This window comes from Pedobacter faecalis (assembly GCF_030182585.1).
Lineage (GTDB): Bacteria > Bacteroidota > Bacteroidia > Sphingobacteriales > Sphingobacteriaceae > Pedobacter > Pedobacter faecalis.
Map to the genome: position 1 here is coordinate 2,154,741 of NZ_JARXOW010000001.1, position 20,800 is coordinate 2,175,540.

19 protein-coding genes are annotated in these 20,800 nt (G+C 40.9%); all 19 read right to left on the bottom strand.

The window, feature by feature from the left end:
• Positions 1-6: 6 nt before the first annotated feature.
• Entirely contained in the window at positions 7-987 is a 981-nt protein-coding gene (locus QEP07_RS09710; protein WP_285009873.1) for an MraY family glycosyltransferase, read from the bottom strand.
• Between the two features lie 36 nt (positions 988-1,023).
• Positions 1,024-1,941, bottom strand: coding sequence for an NAD-dependent epimerase/dehydratase family protein (locus QEP07_RS09715; RefSeq protein WP_285009875.1), 918 nt, complete (start codon positions 1,939-1,941; stop codon positions 1,024-1,026).
• Positions 1,942-1,951: 10 nt separating this feature from the next.
• Positions 1,952-2,692, bottom strand: coding sequence for a WecB/TagA/CpsF family glycosyltransferase (locus QEP07_RS09720; protein ID WP_285009876.1), 741 nt, complete (start codon positions 2,690-2,692; stop codon positions 1,952-1,954).
• A 13-nt stretch (positions 2,693-2,705) separates the two neighbouring features.
• Entirely contained in the window at positions 2,706-3,701 is a 996-nt protein-coding gene (locus tag QEP07_RS09725; RefSeq protein WP_285009878.1) for an NAD-dependent epimerase/dehydratase family protein, read from the bottom strand.
• Between the two features lie 3 nt (positions 3,702-3,704).
• On the bottom strand, positions 3,705-4,826 hold the full coding sequence (locus QEP07_RS09730; protein WP_285009879.1) for a glycosyltransferase family 4 protein: 1,122 nt from the start codon (positions 4,824-4,826) through the stop codon (positions 3,705-3,707).
• A gap of 1,098 nt (positions 4,827-5,924) precedes the next feature.
• Positions 5,925-6,506, bottom strand: a complete 582-nt coding sequence (locus QEP07_RS09735; protein ID WP_285009881.1) for an acyltransferase — start codon at positions 6,504-6,506, stop codon at positions 5,925-5,927.
• A gap of 1 nt (position 6,507) precedes the next feature.
• A complete protein-coding gene (locus tag QEP07_RS09740) occupies positions 6,508-7,713 on the bottom strand; it encodes a glycosyltransferase (protein ID WP_285009883.1) in 1,206 nt (401 codons plus the stop codon).
• Position 7,714: 1 nt separating this feature from the next.
• Positions 7,715-8,833 carry an N-acetyl sugar amidotransferase gene (locus tag QEP07_RS09745; protein ID WP_285009885.1) on the bottom strand — a complete coding sequence of 373 codons (1,119 nt, stop codon included), beginning with the start codon at positions 8,831-8,833 and terminating at the stop codon, positions 7,715-7,717.
• Between the two features lie 3 nt (positions 8,834-8,836).
• Positions 8,837-9,598, bottom strand: coding sequence for an AglZ/HisF2 family acetamidino modification protein (locus QEP07_RS09750; protein WP_285009887.1), 762 nt, complete (start codon positions 9,596-9,598; stop codon positions 8,837-8,839).
• Positions 9,599-10,222 carry an imidazole glycerol phosphate synthase subunit HisH gene (hisH, locus tag QEP07_RS09755; protein WP_285009888.1) on the bottom strand — a complete coding sequence of 208 codons (624 nt, stop codon included), beginning with the start codon at positions 10,220-10,222 and terminating at the stop codon, positions 9,599-9,601.
• Between the two features lie 16 nt (positions 10,223-10,238).
• Complete coding sequence (gene wecB, locus QEP07_RS09760; protein WP_285009889.1) at positions 10,239-11,309, bottom strand: non-hydrolyzing UDP-N-acetylglucosamine 2-epimerase; 1,071 nt, start codon at positions 11,307-11,309, stop codon at positions 10,239-10,241.
• A 7-nt stretch (positions 11,310-11,316) separates the two neighbouring features.
• Positions 11,317-11,943 (bottom strand): acyltransferase, encoded by a 627-nt coding sequence (locus QEP07_RS09765; protein ID WP_285009890.1) that lies wholly within the window; start codon positions 11,941-11,943, stop codon positions 11,317-11,319.
• Positions 11,940-13,220 carry a lipopolysaccharide biosynthesis protein gene (locus QEP07_RS09770; protein ID WP_285009891.1) on the bottom strand — a complete coding sequence of 427 codons (1,281 nt, stop codon included), beginning with the start codon at positions 13,218-13,220 and terminating at the stop codon, positions 11,940-11,942. The genes QEP07_RS09765 and QEP07_RS09770 overlap by 4 nt, the downstream gene beginning before the upstream one ends.
• 3 nt (positions 13,221-13,223) lie before the next feature.
• Entirely contained in the window at positions 13,224-14,237 is a 1,014-nt protein-coding gene (locus QEP07_RS09775; protein WP_285009892.1) for a Gfo/Idh/MocA family protein, read from the bottom strand.
• Positions 14,237-14,815, bottom strand: coding sequence for an acyltransferase (locus QEP07_RS09780; protein ID WP_285009893.1), 579 nt, complete (start codon positions 14,813-14,815; stop codon positions 14,237-14,239). Before QEP07_RS09780 ends, QEP07_RS09775 begins: the two co-directional genes overlap by 1 nt.
• Positions 14,805-15,944 carry a DegT/DnrJ/EryC1/StrS family aminotransferase gene (locus tag QEP07_RS09785; RefSeq protein WP_285009895.1) on the bottom strand — a complete coding sequence of 380 codons (1,140 nt, stop codon included), beginning with the start codon at positions 15,942-15,944 and terminating at the stop codon, positions 14,805-14,807. The genes QEP07_RS09780 and QEP07_RS09785 overlap by 11 nt, the downstream gene beginning before the upstream one ends.
• Positions 15,941-17,206, bottom strand: coding sequence for a nucleotide sugar dehydrogenase (locus QEP07_RS09790; protein WP_285009896.1), 1,266 nt, complete (start codon positions 17,204-17,206; stop codon positions 15,941-15,943). The genes QEP07_RS09785 and QEP07_RS09790 overlap by 4 nt, the downstream gene beginning before the upstream one ends.
• Positions 17,196-18,266 carry a lipopolysaccharide biosynthesis protein gene (locus QEP07_RS09795; RefSeq protein ID WP_285009898.1) on the bottom strand — a complete coding sequence of 357 codons (1,071 nt, stop codon included), beginning with the start codon at positions 18,264-18,266 and terminating at the stop codon, positions 17,196-17,198. The genes QEP07_RS09790 and QEP07_RS09795 overlap by 11 nt, the downstream gene beginning before the upstream one ends.
• A 9-nt stretch (positions 18,267-18,275) precedes the next feature.
• Positions 18,276-20,747: an SLBB domain-containing protein gene (locus tag QEP07_RS09800; RefSeq protein ID WP_285009899.1), complete on the bottom strand. Its 2,472-nt coding sequence runs from the start codon at positions 20,745-20,747 to the stop codon at positions 18,276-18,278.
• Positions 20,748-20,800 lie beyond the last annotated feature (53 nt).

The window sequence follows — 20,800 nt, forward strand, 5'->3', positions numbered from 1 at the left end:
TGTATTTTAAACTTGAATTTTTGTCCGTTTTAGTAAACGATCCTTGCCTTCTATGTAGAGTCGCAAAAGTATGAAAAGCGCTGTAGTTAGCCCGGTAGCGAAAATCATAGTGGTGATGCTTTGCTCGGACAGCCTTATCAAAAAGAGATTAACAATAAGCTGTGTGATGGCATAGCCAGTCGCCACATATATATGCTTGCCTTTTGCTTCATTTACCAAGTACTGGTAAAAATGCGTACGATGCGCTTCGAAGATATTCTCCCTCCTTATCAGTCGGAAAACAATGGTTATCACTGCATCAAGCCCGTAAATAAGTAACAATAATATCCAGGCAGGATTCTCGGTTTTAATAACCAACTGGCCTATATGAAAGAGCAAAATAAAGGCGATACTCACGCTGCCCACGTCGCCCGCAAAACACCGGGCATTAAACCTGAAGTTAAAGTAGTTAAACACCAGAAGCGCTAATGCGGTAAACATGAGCATACCGGAAGAAGTGTACTCTACAACACTAGTATTAATATAGTAAAGCGTAACAGTCGTGACCAGGCTATAGGCCCCGGTGATCCCATTGATCCCATCCATGAAGTTATAGGCATTTATCGTCCCGATCACAAAAACCAATGCAGCGGCGGTCCAGTACCATGGCATATCAAACAGTTGCCACTCCACAAACATGAGCACAACTGATATGAGGTGCACTGCAAGTCTGACTTTGTTGCTCAGTGTGAGTATATCATCTAGAAAACTGATCGTGGTAATGAGAAAAAGTCCCAACATAAAATACGGATAAGGAAATCCATACAGAACGAAAAACAGTTGGGCAGCGATTGTGAAGATTATACCGCCTCCTCTGATGGTAACTTTATTGTGTGAGCTGCGATGGTTGGGTTTATCAATGATGTTAAACCGGTCGGCAATGCGAAAGTATAAAAGCTCAATTAAAAAGAGGAAGATCAGAATTGTTATACCTTGAAGTATGTCCATAATTGAAAGAGTTCCCGCGAAGATAGTCAAGGTATCCTATAAAGAACAACTACTAAAGGACTTTGCTGTCCTTAACAGACCCTCTCTGGCGGTGACTGGTAACTCTTTACCAATCGCACGCTTTATCTTCTCGTTACTCACAATATAACTTTCAGTTAACTTCGCCAAACGCTCAGTGGTTAAGGGCAGTTTTAAAACATCCCCAATCATGGCTAGGCCCTGGATTAACTTGGGAGAGATGTGCAATAGTCTGGATCTTTTTGCAGTTGCTTCTCCCAAGATTTCAATAACTTCGACCGTGGAGAGAGGTGAATCGTCAGCAATATTATAAATACCTGATGGAATGTCACCGCGATCGATCAGTTCTTGAATAATGAAACAGAAATTTTCAATGCTAAGGAATGAACGTTGATTATTGTACGCCGCCAATGGATAAGGTATTCCTCTTTTTACAACCTGGTACAACTGAGTAAGGTTGCCTTTATTCCCTGGCCCGTGAATCATGCAGGGACGAAGAATAAAAAATTGCTTATCAGAAGGTAAAGAGCATGATTGAATATATTGCTCGGCAAGTAACTTGGATTTTCCATACGGAGTTTTGGGATTGGGTAGATCTGTTTCTGACAGCACTGAATCTGGAGCATCAGAAACAGCCTTTACCGAGCTGACAAAGATGAATTTACGTGCGTTTGAATTAAGGAAAGAGTCAAAAAGCATTTTTGTCAATTCATAATTTACTTGCTCATATTCTTCCGCATCGGACGTATCTTTGAGATCGTGGGCCTTTCCCGCCAGGTGAACAATCGTTTCACAGTCTTCACCAAAAACAAATGGGCTTTCATAAAGCTGTTGTCGCCCAATCGTATACGTCTCGTACTTAATACTTTGATTAAGAAACCTTTTTAGGTTCGTGCCAACAAAACCATTTGCACCAGTAAGATGTACCGTCACCATATATAATTCACTATAAGTAGTTGTCCCTCCTGTATTTGCGCCACTCGTGAAAATAAAGTTTTGGAAGAATACCTAAATATGGCAATACCCTACGGATCTGCTTTGAAGGTTCACTAAAGATACGGCTTACCCAAATAAATTTCAACCCTCCGATTCCTACAACTGGCAACGCTATCTTTCCTAGATAAAAATTAAAAGCGGCGCCAATCCCAAACATTACACCTTTCTTTAAGAAAGGTAAAAGACGAGCCATAAAAAGTTCCTGCTTTGGAGCACCCAAAGAAACCCAAATGATATCAGGATTCAGTTCGTTAATAGCATTGGCGATACCTTGGTAAGCAAACTCCTCGACACTGCTAAAGGGTAAAGGCATCACATGGATGTGACTGTTGCCTAACGATTGCTCACTAAGCTTGTCTTTGATCGCTGTACCGACATCTTTATTGCAACCAAGCAAGAGTTGCCGATATGGTTTTTTAATGTAGTGGGCGAATAAGTCAGGGCCATTTAAAGCCCGGAACGGCTTTTTATGTATCATCCCCGCTAACGTCGCAATTGAACTTCCATCGCATGTATTAGTTAACGACTTATTTAGAACTTCACGAAAATGGAGATCCTTTTGAGCAATCGTGAGAACGTTAGCGTCGACAACGCAGACATAACCCTTTCGATGTCCATCGATACTCCTTTCGATTTTCTGCCGGAGTAACTGATGATCGAATTCTAAACATACATTGAAAAATTGCTGCATACAGTGGTCCATATCACTTATTCTTCCAGTAATTGAGCATAGGGCTATTGGCAGTTCTAGCCCAGGTAATCGTTTCGTGAACATTCTTCTGCTGGTCCGGGTGCGAAAGTCCGAAAGAGCTAATAGTTTTATCCATTGGTGTAAGATAACCATCAATCATATTTTTAAATCTCAATGAATGGAGCGGAAAAGGGATTCCCATTTTTTTTAAGATATCACCAGCATAAGATAAGAGCCTTAAAAAAGACAAAGGAAATGACTTAACCTCGCCTCCCTTTAACTCCCTTGAAAAACTATTAAGCCACGAAAGTGAGCTCATAGGATAGTCACCAACATAATAGACCTGACGATGTGTTATGTCTTCTGGCGCTGTCAAAATCCCCATGATCTGATGAGCGACATTCTTAACATATGCATATGATTTCACAGGATTAACTTTGCCGGGATGAAAATAGAGACCCCGGTCAATAACTTTAAGCAACTCATTTGGATACCGCATATTCCACGGCCCCCATACATTGGTCGGACGGATAATGGTCCACCTGCATTTCATTTGAGATTTACGGGTCAATTCCTCAGTAATCTTTTTACTAATGCCGTAAGCTGTATGTGGTTTAAAGTCCTCGTCGTTATCGGGGAGGGGTTTGCTATTAGATTTGTAAACATACTGTGTAGAAGTAATAACCGTATGTTTAACCGATTGTGTACGCTCTATTGCATACAATACGTTTGCAGTACCATTTGTATTTTCGAAATAGTCTTCAAGATTTTCACTTGCTGTATCTGTCTTGGCAGCGAGGTGAACCACATGTGTAGGTTCATATTGCTGAAACACCTTTAATAGTTCATCCCTGGACATGATGTTGCATTCTGCCCAATATTTGTCTTGTTCAGAATTCAAAGGTCTGGCCTTATCTATGTTTAAAATATCTTTTAGACCTTTTGATTCAAGCAATTCAATAAAATTGGTTCCTATGAACCCTGATCCACCTGTAATTAATATTTTCATAACCTATAATTCACTAAAGACATCGTCCATGTTCTTGATAAAAGACTGTATAGAATATTTACTTAAGTAATGGCTCCTGCCATTCATACCCATTGTCAGTCTTAGTTCTTCATTGTCGAGCAGCAACTGTATCTTGCTTGCGAGATCTTCACTGTCCTTTGGATTAACCAGTAACGCGTCTTCATTCTCGCCCACGACAAAAGGAATGCCGTTCCAGCGACTGGCAACTATGGGCACTTTGAATTGCATAGCTTCAACCAACACTACTCCAAATGTCTCTGACGGAACATATGTCGGAAATACAAAAACATCTGTATTTCGAAGTATTTCCCATTTATCCCTTCCGGTTTTCGTTCCTAAAAACTCAACATAATCACTCAAATTATGCTTTATAACAAGCTCAGAAATGTATTTTGAGAATGATGAGTCGATAAAAATTCCTACAAGCCGTAAACAGAACTTGTATCGCTTATCCTTTAGGATCCGGGCAGCTTCTATAAGCTCTACCATTCCCCGTTCGGCATACATAGCTCCAATGTAAAGTAGGTTGTAGGGTTGGTCAACCCGAGTCGGAGAATCGTTACTCTGACGATTATAAAGGAACTTGTCCTCAATACCGTTTGGAACAACAAAAAGCTTTTTCGCACGTAAAACCGTCTCGTCGCCGTGACTATATTCCGTGAGGGTAATAAGAATATCGGGATTAAAAAAAGCCACTCTATAAAGAAATTTACCCACTGGATGTAATTTTTGGTACAATCTTGAGGTGCCACCAGCATGTGTATGTATGATTGTTTTCTTAAACAAGAACCGTATTGGGGCAAGTAATATTACATCCCGCCACATTCCCAATTTGTTTGGCCCAGCAGGGCCGTAGTATAATATATCTGCTCCTTGTGTGAAACGGTAAATAGCAGTAAGCAAAATTGCCTTAAACAAGCCCCAGAATTTGTAGAGCCTGAAACTTCCCATGTCGTTGAAATCTTTTGAAAACTCTAATCTCACATGAACTAGTTCGGCGTTCCTATATTTTCCATCTAACAACGCCTGGAGCATTAGTGCCTGACCTCCGTAAGGCGGGGGAGTTTGACCAAGTACCAGTATTTTATGTTTTTTGGTTTTCATGGTGAGACTAGTTTAATGACAATCGCTCTGCTTTGTCGCGGCTTAATACGTCCAGCCGTTCCTCTGATATGCTAGAGTATATTGCGAAGAAAAAAAGAAACATAAGGTAATAACTAAATATCATATCTGCATAAAAACCATATCCCAGGAAGACTGAAAAAAAATAAAAGTTCTTTTTATCAATCCGTTCTTTCAAAAAAAACACTAAAAATATAATGCACCCGAAGAGCCCGAAATGTGCAACGAGCATAAAATATATGTTATCAAATGTACTAACAAGCCCCATGTCCTCTATGTTTAGTCCGGTAAATAGATAACTAAAGGAACTATCATTAAGGACTTTGGATAGTAACTCTACTCGGCCGTTGAAGGTTCCGTATGCAAGCATCCGAGATTCTGTATCGACTGAACCAAATACTAAGGGAAAAACGAAGATCAATAACAGAAAGATTAGTAATGAACTTAAGAACGATAAAAACAAATAAAGTCTGCTATACCTTCCTATAATAAAAGAAAAAAAATAAGCTATCAGTACAGCTACAAACACACCCCTTGAACCTGCAACGTATAGCATAAAAAACGAGAACAGCAGCCATATCCACTTTTTCTGCGTGGTGAAATAAAATACATACAATGCAATGAACATTGTAAATTCAGGCATACTAGCAAAAGTCGAAAACGGCCGGATATCATCCGTAATAAATTCCCTTTCATCTGCGAAACTCAGTCCTGATTGGATCCAATTGACTTCTATAGAGGTATACCCAAAAAATTTTTGATATAAGCCGTACATAGATACCAATAAGAAAAATACAATGGTGCTCTGCATCAGTTCATCGAAGTTTGTCCTCCGGAACATCGGGATACTGATTAGCAATAGAAAATACACAATAAACTTGCCGTACGAAACAGCGTTTCCTGAAACTATCAGAAATATTGAAAAGAATAGTACAAACCAAAGTGAATTTTTAGATAACCTTGGGGTTAGTACAGTGAGTAATGGTACTACGACTATAGCGTTGTAAATCGTCGCATTAAAAGCAAAAAATCTCTTTATGAAGGAAAACAGATTTACAAGAATAAATCGAAAAAGCATAGTCAGATTTGTTTGATTATCCTAGCCGGATTTCCCCCAGATACCGTATTGTTTTCAGCAGGTTTAATCAGTACACTTCCTGTACCAACTACACATCGATTCCCCACGTTTGCCGCTATTATCGCGTTGCTGCCAATCCACACATCTGATCCAATATTTATCCTGGACCGCCCTGCAGCCTTTTGTGTACTAATGGGTTGAAAAGGATCATCAAAACTATGCTGATTTGTACCACTCAGGAAATTTACAAAGCCACCTACAACGACATCATCACCGATCTCAACCTCACCTATCGCCACATAATATCCAAACAGAACCCGGTTGCCTATTCGTGCTGAAGGATACTGGCAAAAACTTCCATATCTGAAAGTTACATCAGTGCCTAATTTTTCTAGCGTAAACTTATAGTAGTAATATCTTATAAGCTCACCATAACGAAACGGGATCTTTGAAACTAAGACAGACAAATCGCTGTAGGCTCCCATTCTTATCGAAAGCCTCCCCATAACGACAAAGAGAAGGACAAAAGGCAAACCCAATATTAAAATTACCAAGTCATATGCCCGTATTAGGAACGCCTTCATGCTATGAACTTATTTCGTTGAATACATCAGCCAATCTCTCAGTAAGATGTTCTCTTAAATATCCGGAGATACCATCTCTTTCAATTGGCTGCTCGCTTCTTCCTTGATAAAATTCTAGCAACAATTGCGCAATTGTTTCGGGACTATCATTACTTGTCAGCGCAACTTGCTCGATTCCGGCCACAACATCGGCAATCCCGCCCCTTTGAGACGCCAAAGCAAGGATTGGTCTCTTGCATCCTAGATAATCGAAGATTTTTCCAGTCTGCTCCGTTTCTTGTCCGCTGCCAATAAGCAACAAAACATCGGAGCCCTTCATATTGGCGATAGTTTCACTGTAACTAAGATAACCAACCGGTTGATATCTATCTGAAAGCTGGTGTTGTTCCGCTAGATTATCGATTTGTGGATTAGGCTCGCCAATATATCGGAAATTTATAATTACGCCAGATTCTTTCAAAATGTTTAACGCCTTGAAAAAGGGTTCAGGATTCCGAAAAGACTTACCAGACAGAAACTTGCCGGCATAAGTGACAGTAAATCCATGCAAGGCTACCGCAGGAATACAGTCATAATCATTGGGATCATATCCATTTGGTATGACAATGAAATCGTTCGCTGGTCTCTTGGGATATGCAGCTCGGTAATCCTCGGCCATTTTCTCAGAAACAACAATGACTTTTGATGCTCTATTTAGCACTAAAGGCTCAAGGAAATTGTTCAGCGGCGTAAATATTTTACCTTTTAACCCAGGTATAGGATTGTCTTTTATGGCTAGTTTCCAGGGATCCCGGAGGTCTATGACATAATTCAACCCGTACCGGACTTTTGCGAATGGAGCTACAAGTAAGGGGAAGAACGGATCGCCCGTTGCAAATAATAGATCCGGTCTTTCGTTCTTTATTAAAGAACCAATAATAGCAAATAGCGGCTTAAGCCAACGGGTTGGCAATCCCTTTCTTAGTCCTTTCATAACCGAGGGTTCAGCACCTATATCAGTTCTATAAATTGTCAGGTCGTTCGCTAGATCTTTTGAAAGTGTATTGTCGATCAGGAACCCGCATTCCTTGTATGCATCCTCCTTTACAGTCAGGACGATAGGCTGCCAATCAAACCTCGGTAAAAACTTTACAAACTTGGTAATCCGGAAAGTGGCAATTCCCCCGGCAGGCGGGAAATAAGTGGCAATCACAACAACTTTCTTCATATTATTTTTTTAATGTACGGTATATGCTTCGAAGTCCCTTATAGAGGGGAGTGCGGTAAATACGTCCATAAGGTGAATAATCCCAATACGATCTTTTAGGCGCGTGTAATAATTCGTCGAGTTCCTCCTGTGTAATATCAAACTTTTTAAGTACGTACTCGGTATCCTCCTTTTGCAGTTCTGGTGGGTATGTCGACTTCTTCAATTCTTCTAAAGCCTCATTGCGTGTTATTTCTCCTGCGCAGATCAAACTCGAAAGATGGGATTTCCTCTTATCATAACCAAATTTGGCGGGCAACCAGTAACCTTGAAACCATCTTGTATATATGGACTCGTAGTGCTTGCCGCCATAGTAACGCCATCCAATTTCTCTCTCAAGTATTGGCATAGCCTCCTTTTTAGAGTAATCGATGTAATTGAGAATATTGATGAATTTCTTACCATATGGAGGAAATAGAAAGTTGAACAGTGTTAGGTGAGGGAAAGTCTTAAGCTTGACCTTTCCAAACCTACTATGCACATTCTTTATATATCCCCAATCAAAATGACCCTGAGACCATTCTGCCGGTAAATGCGTTTCTGTTCTAACGTTGTAACCGGTCAAAATATTCTTGACACCCACCATCTTAGCTGTCTGTAGCATCGAAACGACGATGGCATGATCGCTGGGTATTTCTGAATCAGGAGTTGAAGCCTTTAAAAAAGACAGTTGAAGATCACGAAATTCATTCCAATTAAGTACTACCGTATGAAGATCGATTTCAAGTTTGCGACAGATGTTTTCCACATTCTTGATCGCTAGCTCTGAATCCCACCCGTTGTCCAGATGCACAGCCAATGGCCGTAATCCCAGCTCCTTAACTTTGTAAGCGACGAACGTACTGTCCACCCCCCCACTTACTCCTATAACACAATCGTATTGATTCCTTTTGTTCTCTTCTTTTATCCTGTCGACAATTATTTGGAGTTCTCTTGCACCTTGCGGTCCTGAAACTACCTTGTTCCTGACTTCGTTCTCGTGAGTATGGCAATGGTTGCAAATACCATTTTTATCGAACTCAATGGTAGGATCCGTTGTGTCCATGACACACCTCTTACATATCTGGTAGGTTTTTTTCATATTTCAATTAGAAAATAAAGTGGTTAACTGCTCATATTCTGGATAAGTAATCAGAACTGCTTTATGTTTTCCGTGGAATACAAAAAAGGCGCCGGCAGCCACTGCACTTGCTCCAGCTTCAATAGCAGCTTTTATATCGGAGAGGCTCCCGATCCCGCCCAATGAAATCAATGGAGCAGATATTCCATGACTTGCAGCTGAAATAAGTGTTAGGTCAGGCCCCTGCATCGTACCATCGCGGTCGACAGCATTTAATAGTATTTCCCCAGCCCCAGCTTCTACAGCGTTTTTGACATGGTCTAGCCAGTTCACACTTCCGAGTTCACCTGTATGGCTCGTATAGATCTTATTCCGATTTAACCAATCTTTCTTTATATCGACTGATACTACGATGCTCTGGCTACCAAATCGGTCTGCAAGATCATTGATTAGTTTCAAATCATATAACACTGCCGTTTGAAGACATACCTTTTCAACTCCAAGTTTAAATATTCTTGCCGCCTGCTCCACAGTGCGGATTCCACCTCCATAACTTAGCGGCATAAAGCACTCCCCAGCAAACTGCTCAATCAAAGAATAATTGGGCTCTTTATGCGATTTACTTGCATCAATATCCAGAACCATTAATTCGTCGACCTCTTTAGTGTTAAAAATTCTGATCGCGTTAATCGGATCCCCAACATATTTGGGGTTTGAAAATTTCGTCGTTTTGACTAGCCCCCCATTCTGCAACAAAAGAGCTGGTATAACCCTATGCTTTAACATTTATACTGATAAAAAATTATTAAAAAGCGACAGGCCGAATTTGTGGCTCTTTTCGGGATGAAACTGAACTCCATAAATATTACCTCTCTGAACAGCAGCTGTCACATCCGATCCGTGGTGCGCTGTGGCGACTAAGTCGTACTCGTCTTTACAGACCGCATGATAAGAATGAACAAAATAGAACCGGACTTCCTCATCAGATGAATCAAATAAACTATCTGTCCGCTTCACTTTCAAGGTATTCCACCCCATATGTGGGACTTTTATGGGATTTTCAGGCGTGGAACAGAATCTTACGAGAGTTCCCGGAATCCAGCCCAGTCCTGGGCAAACACCTTCCTCACTTCCATCGAAAAAAAACTGCATTCCTAAGCATATCCCAAGTATTGGCCTTTTACGAACTAATACCAAATCATTGAGTGCTTCTACCCAACCTCCATCATGTAATTCAGTCATACCTGCGTCATAGGATCCAACGCCCGGCAAAATGATTTTTTCGGCGTCTAATAACTCCGAAGGACTGCCAGCTATTTGTACTAAACCTCCTGCTTTACGCACCATATTGACCACAGATTTGGTATTACCAAGTGAGAGATTAGGAATATATATCTTGCTATTGTTCATTCCTTTGCAAAGCTACTTACAATTTGTCTTTAATCACATTTAATAAATCGACCCCAGCAGTACCTTTCCCATAAAGATCAAGGTTGTTGTCAATTTCTTTTCCATAGAAAGCCTGAAAAGCATCAATTATCCCTCCGCCATTTGGAGGCGCTAGTTTGTTGACCCCAAAGTTCACCAGTTCGACCCATTCTGTTTCATCTCTGAGCGTCACGCAAGGCTTCCCGTGAAAAAAAGCCTCCTTTTGGACGCCACCACTATCAGTCATTACCAATGAACAATGCTGTAGTAACCAATTCATTTCTAAGTAACCTACTGGCTCAATAGTAAATATCCGGTCATTCAATTTAATATCTTGAAATTTGCTTATCACATTTGCAGTTCTGGGATGTATTGGCAGAATAATGTTGACCTGGCAAGAAATTTCATTCAAGGCTTCGATTATGTTTCGCAAACGACCTAAGTCATCCGTATTTTCAGCACGATGAATGGTACACAATACAAAGTCCCCATGCGTAACAGGGAATCTTATAGGTCTCTTTGCCTTGTTCTTGTAGTAAAGTGTTGCATCTAGCATAACATCCCCCACGAGATGAACTTTATTTGCGTCCACCCCTTCATTAGTAAGATTATTTACAGCAGTCTCTGTCGGGGTGAACAACAGATCCGATGAATGATCTGTTAGTACACGATTAATCTCTTCTGGCATACGTCTATTAAACGATCTCAGGCCAGCTTCAACATGAGCGAGTGGAATGTGAAGCTTAACTGCAGCCAGGGCTCCCGCTAAAGTAGAGTCAGTGTCTCCATATACCAAAACACAATCTGGCTTGTTCTCCATAAGAATTGACTCTACAGCTTCAAGCATTCTTCCAGTGTTCTGACCGTGTGTCCCTCCACCAATTTTTAAATTATAGTCGGGATGCCTTATATCTAGCTCTTTAAAGAAAACGTCGGACATGTTTGCGTCAAAATGCTGGCCCGTATGAATTAATACTTCGGTTACTCCGGAAATACTGCGAATCGCTCTAGAGACGACGGCGGCTTTGATAAACTGTGGTCTAGCACCAATGATAGTGAATATTTTCATAAGTTATTCAGGATTTCAGTTTAGACTTGAACTTTTCAAATTTTTCTTTTGGTATATAGCCATTATACTCATAACGACTAGTGTACCCTTCGCACTTTTCCCGTTCTAACACCTTGATAATTTTTGCCGGATTACCTGCAATCACGCAGTGTCCTTCTGGAAACGATTTAGTTACTATTGATCCTGCCCCAACGATGGTGAAGTCACCCAAAGTGATGCCCGGAAGAACCACTGAGTTCATTCCTATCCAGCAGTATCTACCAATATTCACCTTTCCTTCCACATGCTTGGACGTATCATACAAGTCATGATTGCTGCTAATAATACCAACATTTGCCGCTATTTGAGTATAATCACCGATTACTATCTCCCCCATGCCTTGTATGTAGCATCCAGGCATCATTCCAGGCGATGTTTCTATACCAACGGTAATATTCTTTGGATATGTGACTATGCTTGTAAAATGTACCTGCCAATATGCCGATCTGTTTATTCCTAAAATTTTCTGGAAAAACAAATATCTGAATGTTATTGGGGTCTGTGTCCCCCTAGTCTCGTAAATGCATCGAGTCAAAGGATTGCACCTAATAACGTTCCAGTAAACATACTTGATCAATTTTTTAATAAAACTCATGAAAAAATTTTATGCCTAGATAGTTGAAAAGACCTGATTAGATAAATTATATAAATTATCGTGAAGTTTATAGAATATAACCTCACCGCTAATAAAATATCTCTATATATACCCGCTCCGATATACAATGCAATTAAGTTTGTTGCCATAATATACATATGCCACAAAAAATCCTCCTTTTGCCGATTTACAATATAGAAGACGAAGCTTAAAGGGCTAGAAATGAACTTAAAAAAAAACATTGGCAGCAAGACATCAAGGAATTTACCAGCCTGGCTCCACTCTTCACCAAAAAACAACGTTATGAGATTACTTCCAAAAAAATACAAAACGATGAATGGCAATATTGCCACCACAACCATCTTTTTTAATGTACTTAAGTATACTGCTTGGCAACTCCCTTCCCTTCTATAATCGGAACTCGCTTTTTCTTTGAAAACATCTAGTATAGCATTAGCTAATAGGGAAATAGGAATGTTCAATAACGATATGATAAATGAAAAATAACCTGATTCGGACGAATTAAAACACCAGAGGAAGACAAAAACGGGAAGCTGTGTACAGATTACATTCATCAGTTCGGCAGGAAGAATGTAAGCAGGATATTGCCTATAGGCATTAGCGGCCTTCAGCATACTAAATCTAAGCGCTTTACTGGGAAACAAGATTAGATCGAGTCGAAGCTCAATGTTCTTGACTCTCAGAAATATATTAGAGGCAATATGGCTCACAATGAGAGACACGGCCAACAAAACAGCTTTAGGGGCGATTAAACCTATAGCAATCGACGTTAGTGCAAATAAAAAACTACGTAACAGCTTATTTACCGATAGCTGCAAATATTGCTTTTTCCGAACAAGCCAATTATTATATATTTGAAACTGAGCCAAAAGGTATGCGCCGACAGGTATTAAGATAAAGGCTATCCGACTTCCACTTTTGACATCTAACAATGCATTTAATAGCGATAGTGGGATAAAAGCTATGATTACAAAGGCACCGAAACATACTATTAAAGTTATCCAGGAAGTTAACTTCATAATGATTGCTACCTCGTCGTCGTCCTCGGGCGTCATTATTGCTAACTCATAACGAGCAGTAGCGAGAACACTCAAAATCATTACAGCAGCAAAAAACCCGCCGTACGTTCCATATTCTGATGGGCCATAAAGTTTTGCAACAATAGGAATTGTGCAGAAAGAAACTCCCTGGGCGATTGCAGTCCCGGAAAACAACTTTAAAATATTTCTATCATATTCAGCAATCTTTAAGGGCATCTATTAGGACGTTTTATAGATTCTCTCAATAATATCAACTACCTTTAGGCCTTCAAGAGCGTTCGTGGTAATTGCAGACCTATTCTTCAATACATCTACCACATTATTAATAACATAATGATGATTCGCTGCAGACCCCTTGTAAGCGCCGTAGTCATTACCAGGATTAGTCGGAGCTAACGTTGGCATTTGGTAATCTTTAATTGTACAGACTTCGACTTCATTCATGTATTGACCTCCAATTTTAACCGACCCGTTTTCTGCAATAATAGTCATCGAGCTTTCCAAATTTTGATTCCATATAGCCGTGGAAAAATTGATAGCTCCTATTCCTCCGCTCACAAAATCAAAACTCACAAAACCACTATCTTCAAAGTCCGTAAGATGACTGTGGTTGAAGTCATTAAGTCTTGCATGGATATTTTCAATATCTCCGAATAACCAGTACATAATGTCGATAAAATGAGAAAATTGCGTAAACAAGGTGCCACCATCTAAATGCTTTTTCCCGTGCCAGCTTTCAGCCTTGTAATATCTCTCATCGCGATTCCAGTAACAATTCAGCTGAACCATGTAAACCTTACCAAGTTTGCCTGACTCCACCAAATCTTTGATCCATATTGATGGAGGTGAATAACGATTTTGCATTACAGCGAAAACCTGACGATGTACGTGCAAGGCTTTAAATATAACCTTTTCTGCGTCCGCCTTGGTTAACGCCATGGGCTTTTCTACAACGATGTGCTTTTTTGCATCAAGACACTGAAGTGCCTGCTGGGCATGAAAACCATTAGGAGATGCAATATTGATAACGTCAACATCGATACCCGATTTTAAGAACTGTTCGAGGCTACTGTAGAAAGGCACATCATATCGCTCAATCTCAAGAACTGCCTTCTCTTTAACATCGATCAACGCCACTAATTCACATTCCTTGTTGCGTGTTATCATTTCAGCATGTCTTTTGCCTATATGCCCGCATCCGACTACAGCAAACCGTATTTTTTCCTTTGTCATTACTTGATTTTCGAAACGCAATTATTACTGATTAAATATTCTTCGCCACTTTCCGGACAAATAGCCAATCCCGTTTCATTGAAATTCAGCCTGTGGCCATACTCGCTAACCCATCCGATTTGGCGGCCCGGATTCCCAACCACCAAAGCATAGCTAGCTACGTTCTTCGTAACTACAGTTCCAGCACCGATCAAAGCAAATTCTCCAATATCATGTCCACAGACAATCGTTGCATTGGCTCCTATTGAGGCTCCTTTTCCAACGTGGGTTTTCAAAAATTGGCCTCTACGGTTTATAGCGCTTCTTGGATTAATCACATTAGTAAATACCATAGAAGGCCCAAGGAATACATCATCATCACAAATTACACCCTCATAAATAGAGACATTATTCTGAACCTTAACATTTTTCCCAAGTCTTACTCCAGGCGAAACGACAACATTCTGCCCGATATTGCAGCGGTCACCAATATGACAACCACCCATGATATGACTAAAATGCCAAATTTTTACATTTTCGCCTATTGAAGCGCCTTCATCGATAATCGCAGACTCATGGACATAGAACCTATTTTCCATCTTTGAAAAAAATTTTAATATGCTCCACAATATATTTCAACACCTCATCCTTCATTTCGGTATGTATCGGTAAAGAGATAACCTCCTCACATAATCGTTCAGATACGGGCAAATCACCTTTCTTATACCCATAAGAGAGATATGCTTCCTGCAAGTGGACGGGAATTGGATAATAAATCATTGTTGGGATGCCCTTTTCATTAAGATATTCCTTTAACTGATCACGCCTACCGTTTAGCACGCGACAGGTGTATTGATTGAAAACATGCGTGGAATAACTAGCTCTTTTAGGAATCACCAACTCGCTTATACTTCCAAGTTGCTGATCATAATATGATGCGACTTTCCCTCTAGCACGCGCATAATCGTTTAAATATTTAATTTTGACATTAAGCACGGCAGCCTGCAATGTATCAAGTCTTGAATTTATTCCAATTACCTCATGATGATATTTCCTTCTTTGGCCGTGATTTGCGATCATATGCAATCTTTGTCCAAGTTCCGCATTATCGGTTAAAATTGCACCGCCGTCGCCAAAGCATCCTAAATTTTTTGAAGGAAAGAACGAGGTAGTACCGACATGGCCGATCGTTCCAGCAAAACGCCTATCTCCACTTTTGAAAATATACTCTGCCCCCATAGCCTGCGCCGTATCCTCTATTACGGAAATCGAATATTTTTCGGCAAAGGCCATCAGTAGTTCCATATTTGAACATTGCCCAAATAGATGAACCGGGACAATTCCAACAGTTCTTTCAGTTATAAGTCCATCCAGATAGCGGACATCAATTTCAAAAGTATCCTCCCTAACCTCTGCAAACTTAGGTACTAAGCCCAGAAGTGCGATAACTTCAACTGTAGCTATGTAGGTAAATGCGGGAACTATGACCTCATCTCCGGGTTTGAAACCCAGTCCCATCATAGCTATTTGAAGTGCGTCTGTACCGTTCGCACAAGTCACAGCAAAATCCACGTTATTGAATTTGCTAAGCTGATCAGCAAATTGTTTAACCTGCGGACCGTTTATGTAAGCCGTTTCCATAACCGCGTCAAATATCGAAGTATCAATTTCGTCTTTGATTTTAAGATATTGACCTTTCAAATCGACCATCTGAATTGTCTTTATCATAATCTCGCATCGATTAGGTTCCTATCCAAACAAGACTTCGTATCAAATATCACAGCGTTGCCTCCATTTTTTAAATTATCAAGATCAAGACCTAGAAACTCCTTGTGACACACGGCAAGAACTATTGCATCATACTGGCTGTTTAAATGATCTATAAGGTGAATACTATATTCGCTATGTACCTCACGCGGATCAGCATGAGGATCATAGACTTCTACATCCAGTCCAAACTGTCCCAATTCAGAATAAATATCGATTACTCTTGAATTACGGATGTCTGGACAGTCTTCTTTAAAGGTCATACCCAAAATAAGCGCCTTCGCACCATGGATTTTATGCCCCTTATGGATCATAAGCTTGATGACCTTACTTGCTACAAACATCCCCATATTATCGTTCACCCGCCTTCCTGACAAAATAACCTGGGGATGGTAGCCTACGGACTCAGCCTTATGAGCGAGATAATATGGATCTACACCTATACAGTGTCCACCTACGAGTCCAGGTTTATACTTTAAAAAATTCCATTTAGTTCCAGCTGCTTCTATTACATCGCTTGTGTCAATTCCCAATCGATCGAATATTAATGCGAGTTCGTTGACGAAAGAAATATTTATATCTCTTTGTGCATTTTCTATCGCTTTCGAAGCCTCTGCTACCTTAATGCTTGGAGCCTTATGGGTCCCTGCTTCAATTATTGAAGAATAAAGTTCATCTATAAAATCCGCTACCTCAGGCGTAGAACCTGATGTAACCTTCTTTATTTTTGTCAGCGTATTGACCTTGTCCCCCGGATTTATACGCTCTGGAGAGTAGCCACAGAAGAAATCCTTATTGTAAGAAAGACCAGAATGCTTTTCAAGTACAGGAACGCAATCTTCTTCTGTACACCCAGGATACACAGTAGATTCATAAATAATTATGTCCCGTTTCTTAATAATCTTACCTAACATCTCAGATGCTATCATTAATGGCCCTAAATTAGGCGCCTTGAACTGGTCTATTGGTGTAGGAACAGTGACTATATAAATATTGCATTGATGCAGGTCCTTGAGATCAGAAGAGAATAGAATGTTTGAATCACTTAAAACATTTTTAAACTCTTCAGGGTTTGTCTCCCTGGTTCTATCAAATCCTTCTGACAGCTCCTTAACACGATCTGTGTTGATATCAAATCCAACGACTTTGTGTTTTTTTGCAAATTCGATGGCTAAAGGTAGCCCCACATAGCCTAATCCAATTACTGCGATACTATTCTTCACTTTGAGGTATATTTTTATAAATAAAGATTACGGATAAATAGACAACTAAAATTATAAAACCTAACATAAATCCAAAGACTCCTCCGGTCAACAGCCCGATTTTTTCTTGCGGAAGAGGTAAAATGGGACTATCTACGATCTGAATTAATGGCTTCTCCTTAAGTAAAGCCAGCTTAGACATCTCCAGGTTTTTTACGAGCTCGGATAATATCGCTTTGCTAGTTTCTGCGGAAAATTGTGCTCGTTGAAGCGGCGCAGACCTCTGAACTTGCCTTGTGGGATTTAGGTTTGGCGTGAGGTCCGTGACTTTGACAGCTGAGTAAATTGCACCCTCCATCACTGCCCTCACTGAATCTGCCTTGGCCTGAAGGATTAAAACATTGTCTAATGACTTCTTGGTTTTTGTCTGAATATAAAAATCGTTAACATTCTGTACCAGACGATCGTTGAAAAGCTTCGCAAATCGCTCCTCACGACTTTTAAACATAACTTTGATAATACTAAGTTTCTTATCAGGTTTGGCAACCGATAAATGTTTAGTGTTGATTTCATGAGTCACTACACCCAATATGCTATCTCGTAAACGATCTTCAAATTTAAGACGATCCACATTTTGACTTTTGAAGACAGCCAAATCAAGAATGTCGTCAGCATGATAGATCTCAAGATAATCAATTATCAAAGGTTTCTTGCTCACTGAATCAATCGACATTAGAGTCTTTTGAATCATAGTTCTTGACTTGTACAGTTCAAGTATATTATCTCCCTGAAATATTCCTCCCCCAGCCTGCCCAATATCAATACCAACTAGCGAAGCCACACCTGCATATTGACCAAGGCCACCACTCGAGGATTCCCCGGATTCCAAAACAAAGGTTGTTGTCGCTGTGTACACCGGCATAGTGACCTTTGCTGTTAAAATACCTATGCTGATTCCCAACAATCCCGCCGCTAATATTATTGTCCACTTATTGCCGAGAAAACATAGCCATTCTTTCAGTTGCTCAATTAACGTACGAAGAGAAATCTCATCCTTATCGATATTTTGGGTCTTGGTCATATTTCCAATCTATCTTAGCAAACTAACTATTATAGCGCCCATTGAAGCCACAGCAGTAGCCAAACCTACCCAAGCTTGCGCATTCATCCTTTCCCGTTCAGCCTTTTTCGGCACCAATATCTCAGCCCCCGGCTTAACTTTAGGATAGTTATTAAAAAACAAAAACTTGCTTGCTGCTTCAACCGACCCATTTGCATACTTAATATATGCTCCTCGCCTAAGAGCACTAGTTGTAAAACCTCCTGCCCCGTTCACATAAGCCTTAAAACTCTTATTAGGCGAATATACTATACTGTTCGGATTAAGCACCTCACCTGTCACTTTTACAGTCTGCAATTGTCTCGGAACCCGAATGACGTCACCATCTTCAACTATAAGGTCGAATCTCGACTGCGGCTTCTTAATTATACGCTCCAAATCAATGCCGACTAAATCTGACTGTATCAGCTTAAGCTCGACATCCCGATCCAATGTATCCTTAACACCCGCTTCTTGAGCACGCTTTAAGTTTAAATATTTTTTATTCTCCTCTTCCTGGTTATTTATGGCGTTCTTGTCCCCCGGATTTACTTTCTCTGCTCCTGGCCTTTTCAGTGAAGCCCCTTCTATATAAGCGTTAGGCGTTAAACCACCTGCACGCTTAATCATGTCGGAAATGCGTTCGTTCTTATTAGTCACTGTATACACACCAGGATACAGAACCTCTCCTTCCAGCTTAACCTGACGCTGCACCTGATATCCGGTAGAGCTTCGTATGGCTACTACATCGAAGGGCTGTAAGATAAACTTGTCACCCTGAAGTTTCAGATCCTTATCTACGTTTACGGTGAACACCTCGGCGGTACGGGCTGAAGTAGATGTGGCATCGCTGTTACGAACACGTCTTGAAATTTCAATGCGGTTAGGTGTAGCTCCTTCACTAAAGCCGCCTGCCATTTGGATCAGTGCTTCCAAACTCATGTTATCGGCATAATCGAAGGTACCAGGTGCTCTCACCTCACCTTGTATGCTTACCTTATATTCGTCACGCAGATCGAAGAGCGAAGATATGGTTACCCGGTCTTCCCGCTGAAGTTTGATATCGGCTTCAGTACCGGCCAACACTTTGGCTACGTCGAAAGAAATTAAGCTTTGTGTATTATCCGGATTTAATCTGCTGATATAGCCTCTGTTTAAGAAGGCGTCCTCAGTAAGCCCTTCGGCTTTTTCGATCAGTCCCTTAAGGGTAAGTCCGGCATCAAGCTCAAATTGTCCCGGTCTGAAAACCGCCCCTTCTATAGCAACGCGGTTAGCGAAGCGATCGAGGATGCGTTCCACCACGAACTTATCTCCGTTTGCAGGAGTATATGTATTGAACTGATCGGCATCTACGTCAGCGATTTTCCGCTCTTTGCTCGTATTTTGCAATACTTTGATCTTAGCCGTGTAAGCAATATCGGAAAAACCACCAGCGAAGCGGAGGAGGTCAGATAACGTCTCGGTCGATAAAACTTCAAATAATGCCGGGCGCTTCACTTCGCCTGCCATTTCCACCCGACTTTCATATACCGGGATGTTGATGACATCCTGGTCTTGCAGACGAATATTTCCGCGCTGCACACCGTTCAGCAGAAAATCGTAGACATCAATAGTAGAAACAACCCTGTTTCCCCGTATCACCTGTATCTTCCTGAAGGATCCGTTAGAATTTGGACCGCCTGACGCGTTTAAGGCATTGAAGACGGTGGAAAGGGAAGATAAGGTATAAGTACCTGGCTTTACTACCTCGCCCAACAGGGTTATCTTGATACTCCTGATGTTACCAAGGTTTATAGCCAGTGTAGTGCGACCGTTTCTTAAAGAAGGGTAGGTACCAGCCATGGCAGACCTGATCTTTGAACTTGCCTGCTCTATGCTTAAACCGCCTACGGTTACGTTTCCCACATATTGTACCCTAATTACGCCTTCCGGACTAACGCGCAGTTTATAGCTTGCTTCATTATCTCCGCTAAGGTCAAGGAGGAGCTCATCATCCGGGCCAATCACATAATTGCGCGGCGTTGCCATACGAAGGTTGGGCTCAAACGAGATGTTGCTGTTTGCAAACAGTTGTGAACCAAATATTTTAGGCTTCAAATCTTCCAGTACATTCACCCTGGAAACAGAGTCTCTTCTGGAAAGGTTGTTGTCGTTGATTTGCCGGCCCTGGCTGTTTCCTGATCTTGTTGTATCGGTTAAGCTGGATGAACCGGCACGAATACGAGCCACACGCACGCGAAGTTTTTGGATTTCTTCGGCTTTCATACCCTGAGCCTGCGCCATCTGCTCCAGTTGGGCATCGTTGTAGCCCACGGATTCTGCACGCTGGATCATTTGCCTGATCTGTGCGTCCGACAGTTCGTCAACCCTCACGGTTGAGTAATCTGTCTGAGCATACAGCAACGGCGTTGTGAGCACGGTAAATAGAAACAAGAAAACAGAGATAATCTTTCTAAGGTTCATATTTATTTGGAGAGTCGATGGTCAGTTTTAGAGATTGGCTGCAAATATATTAA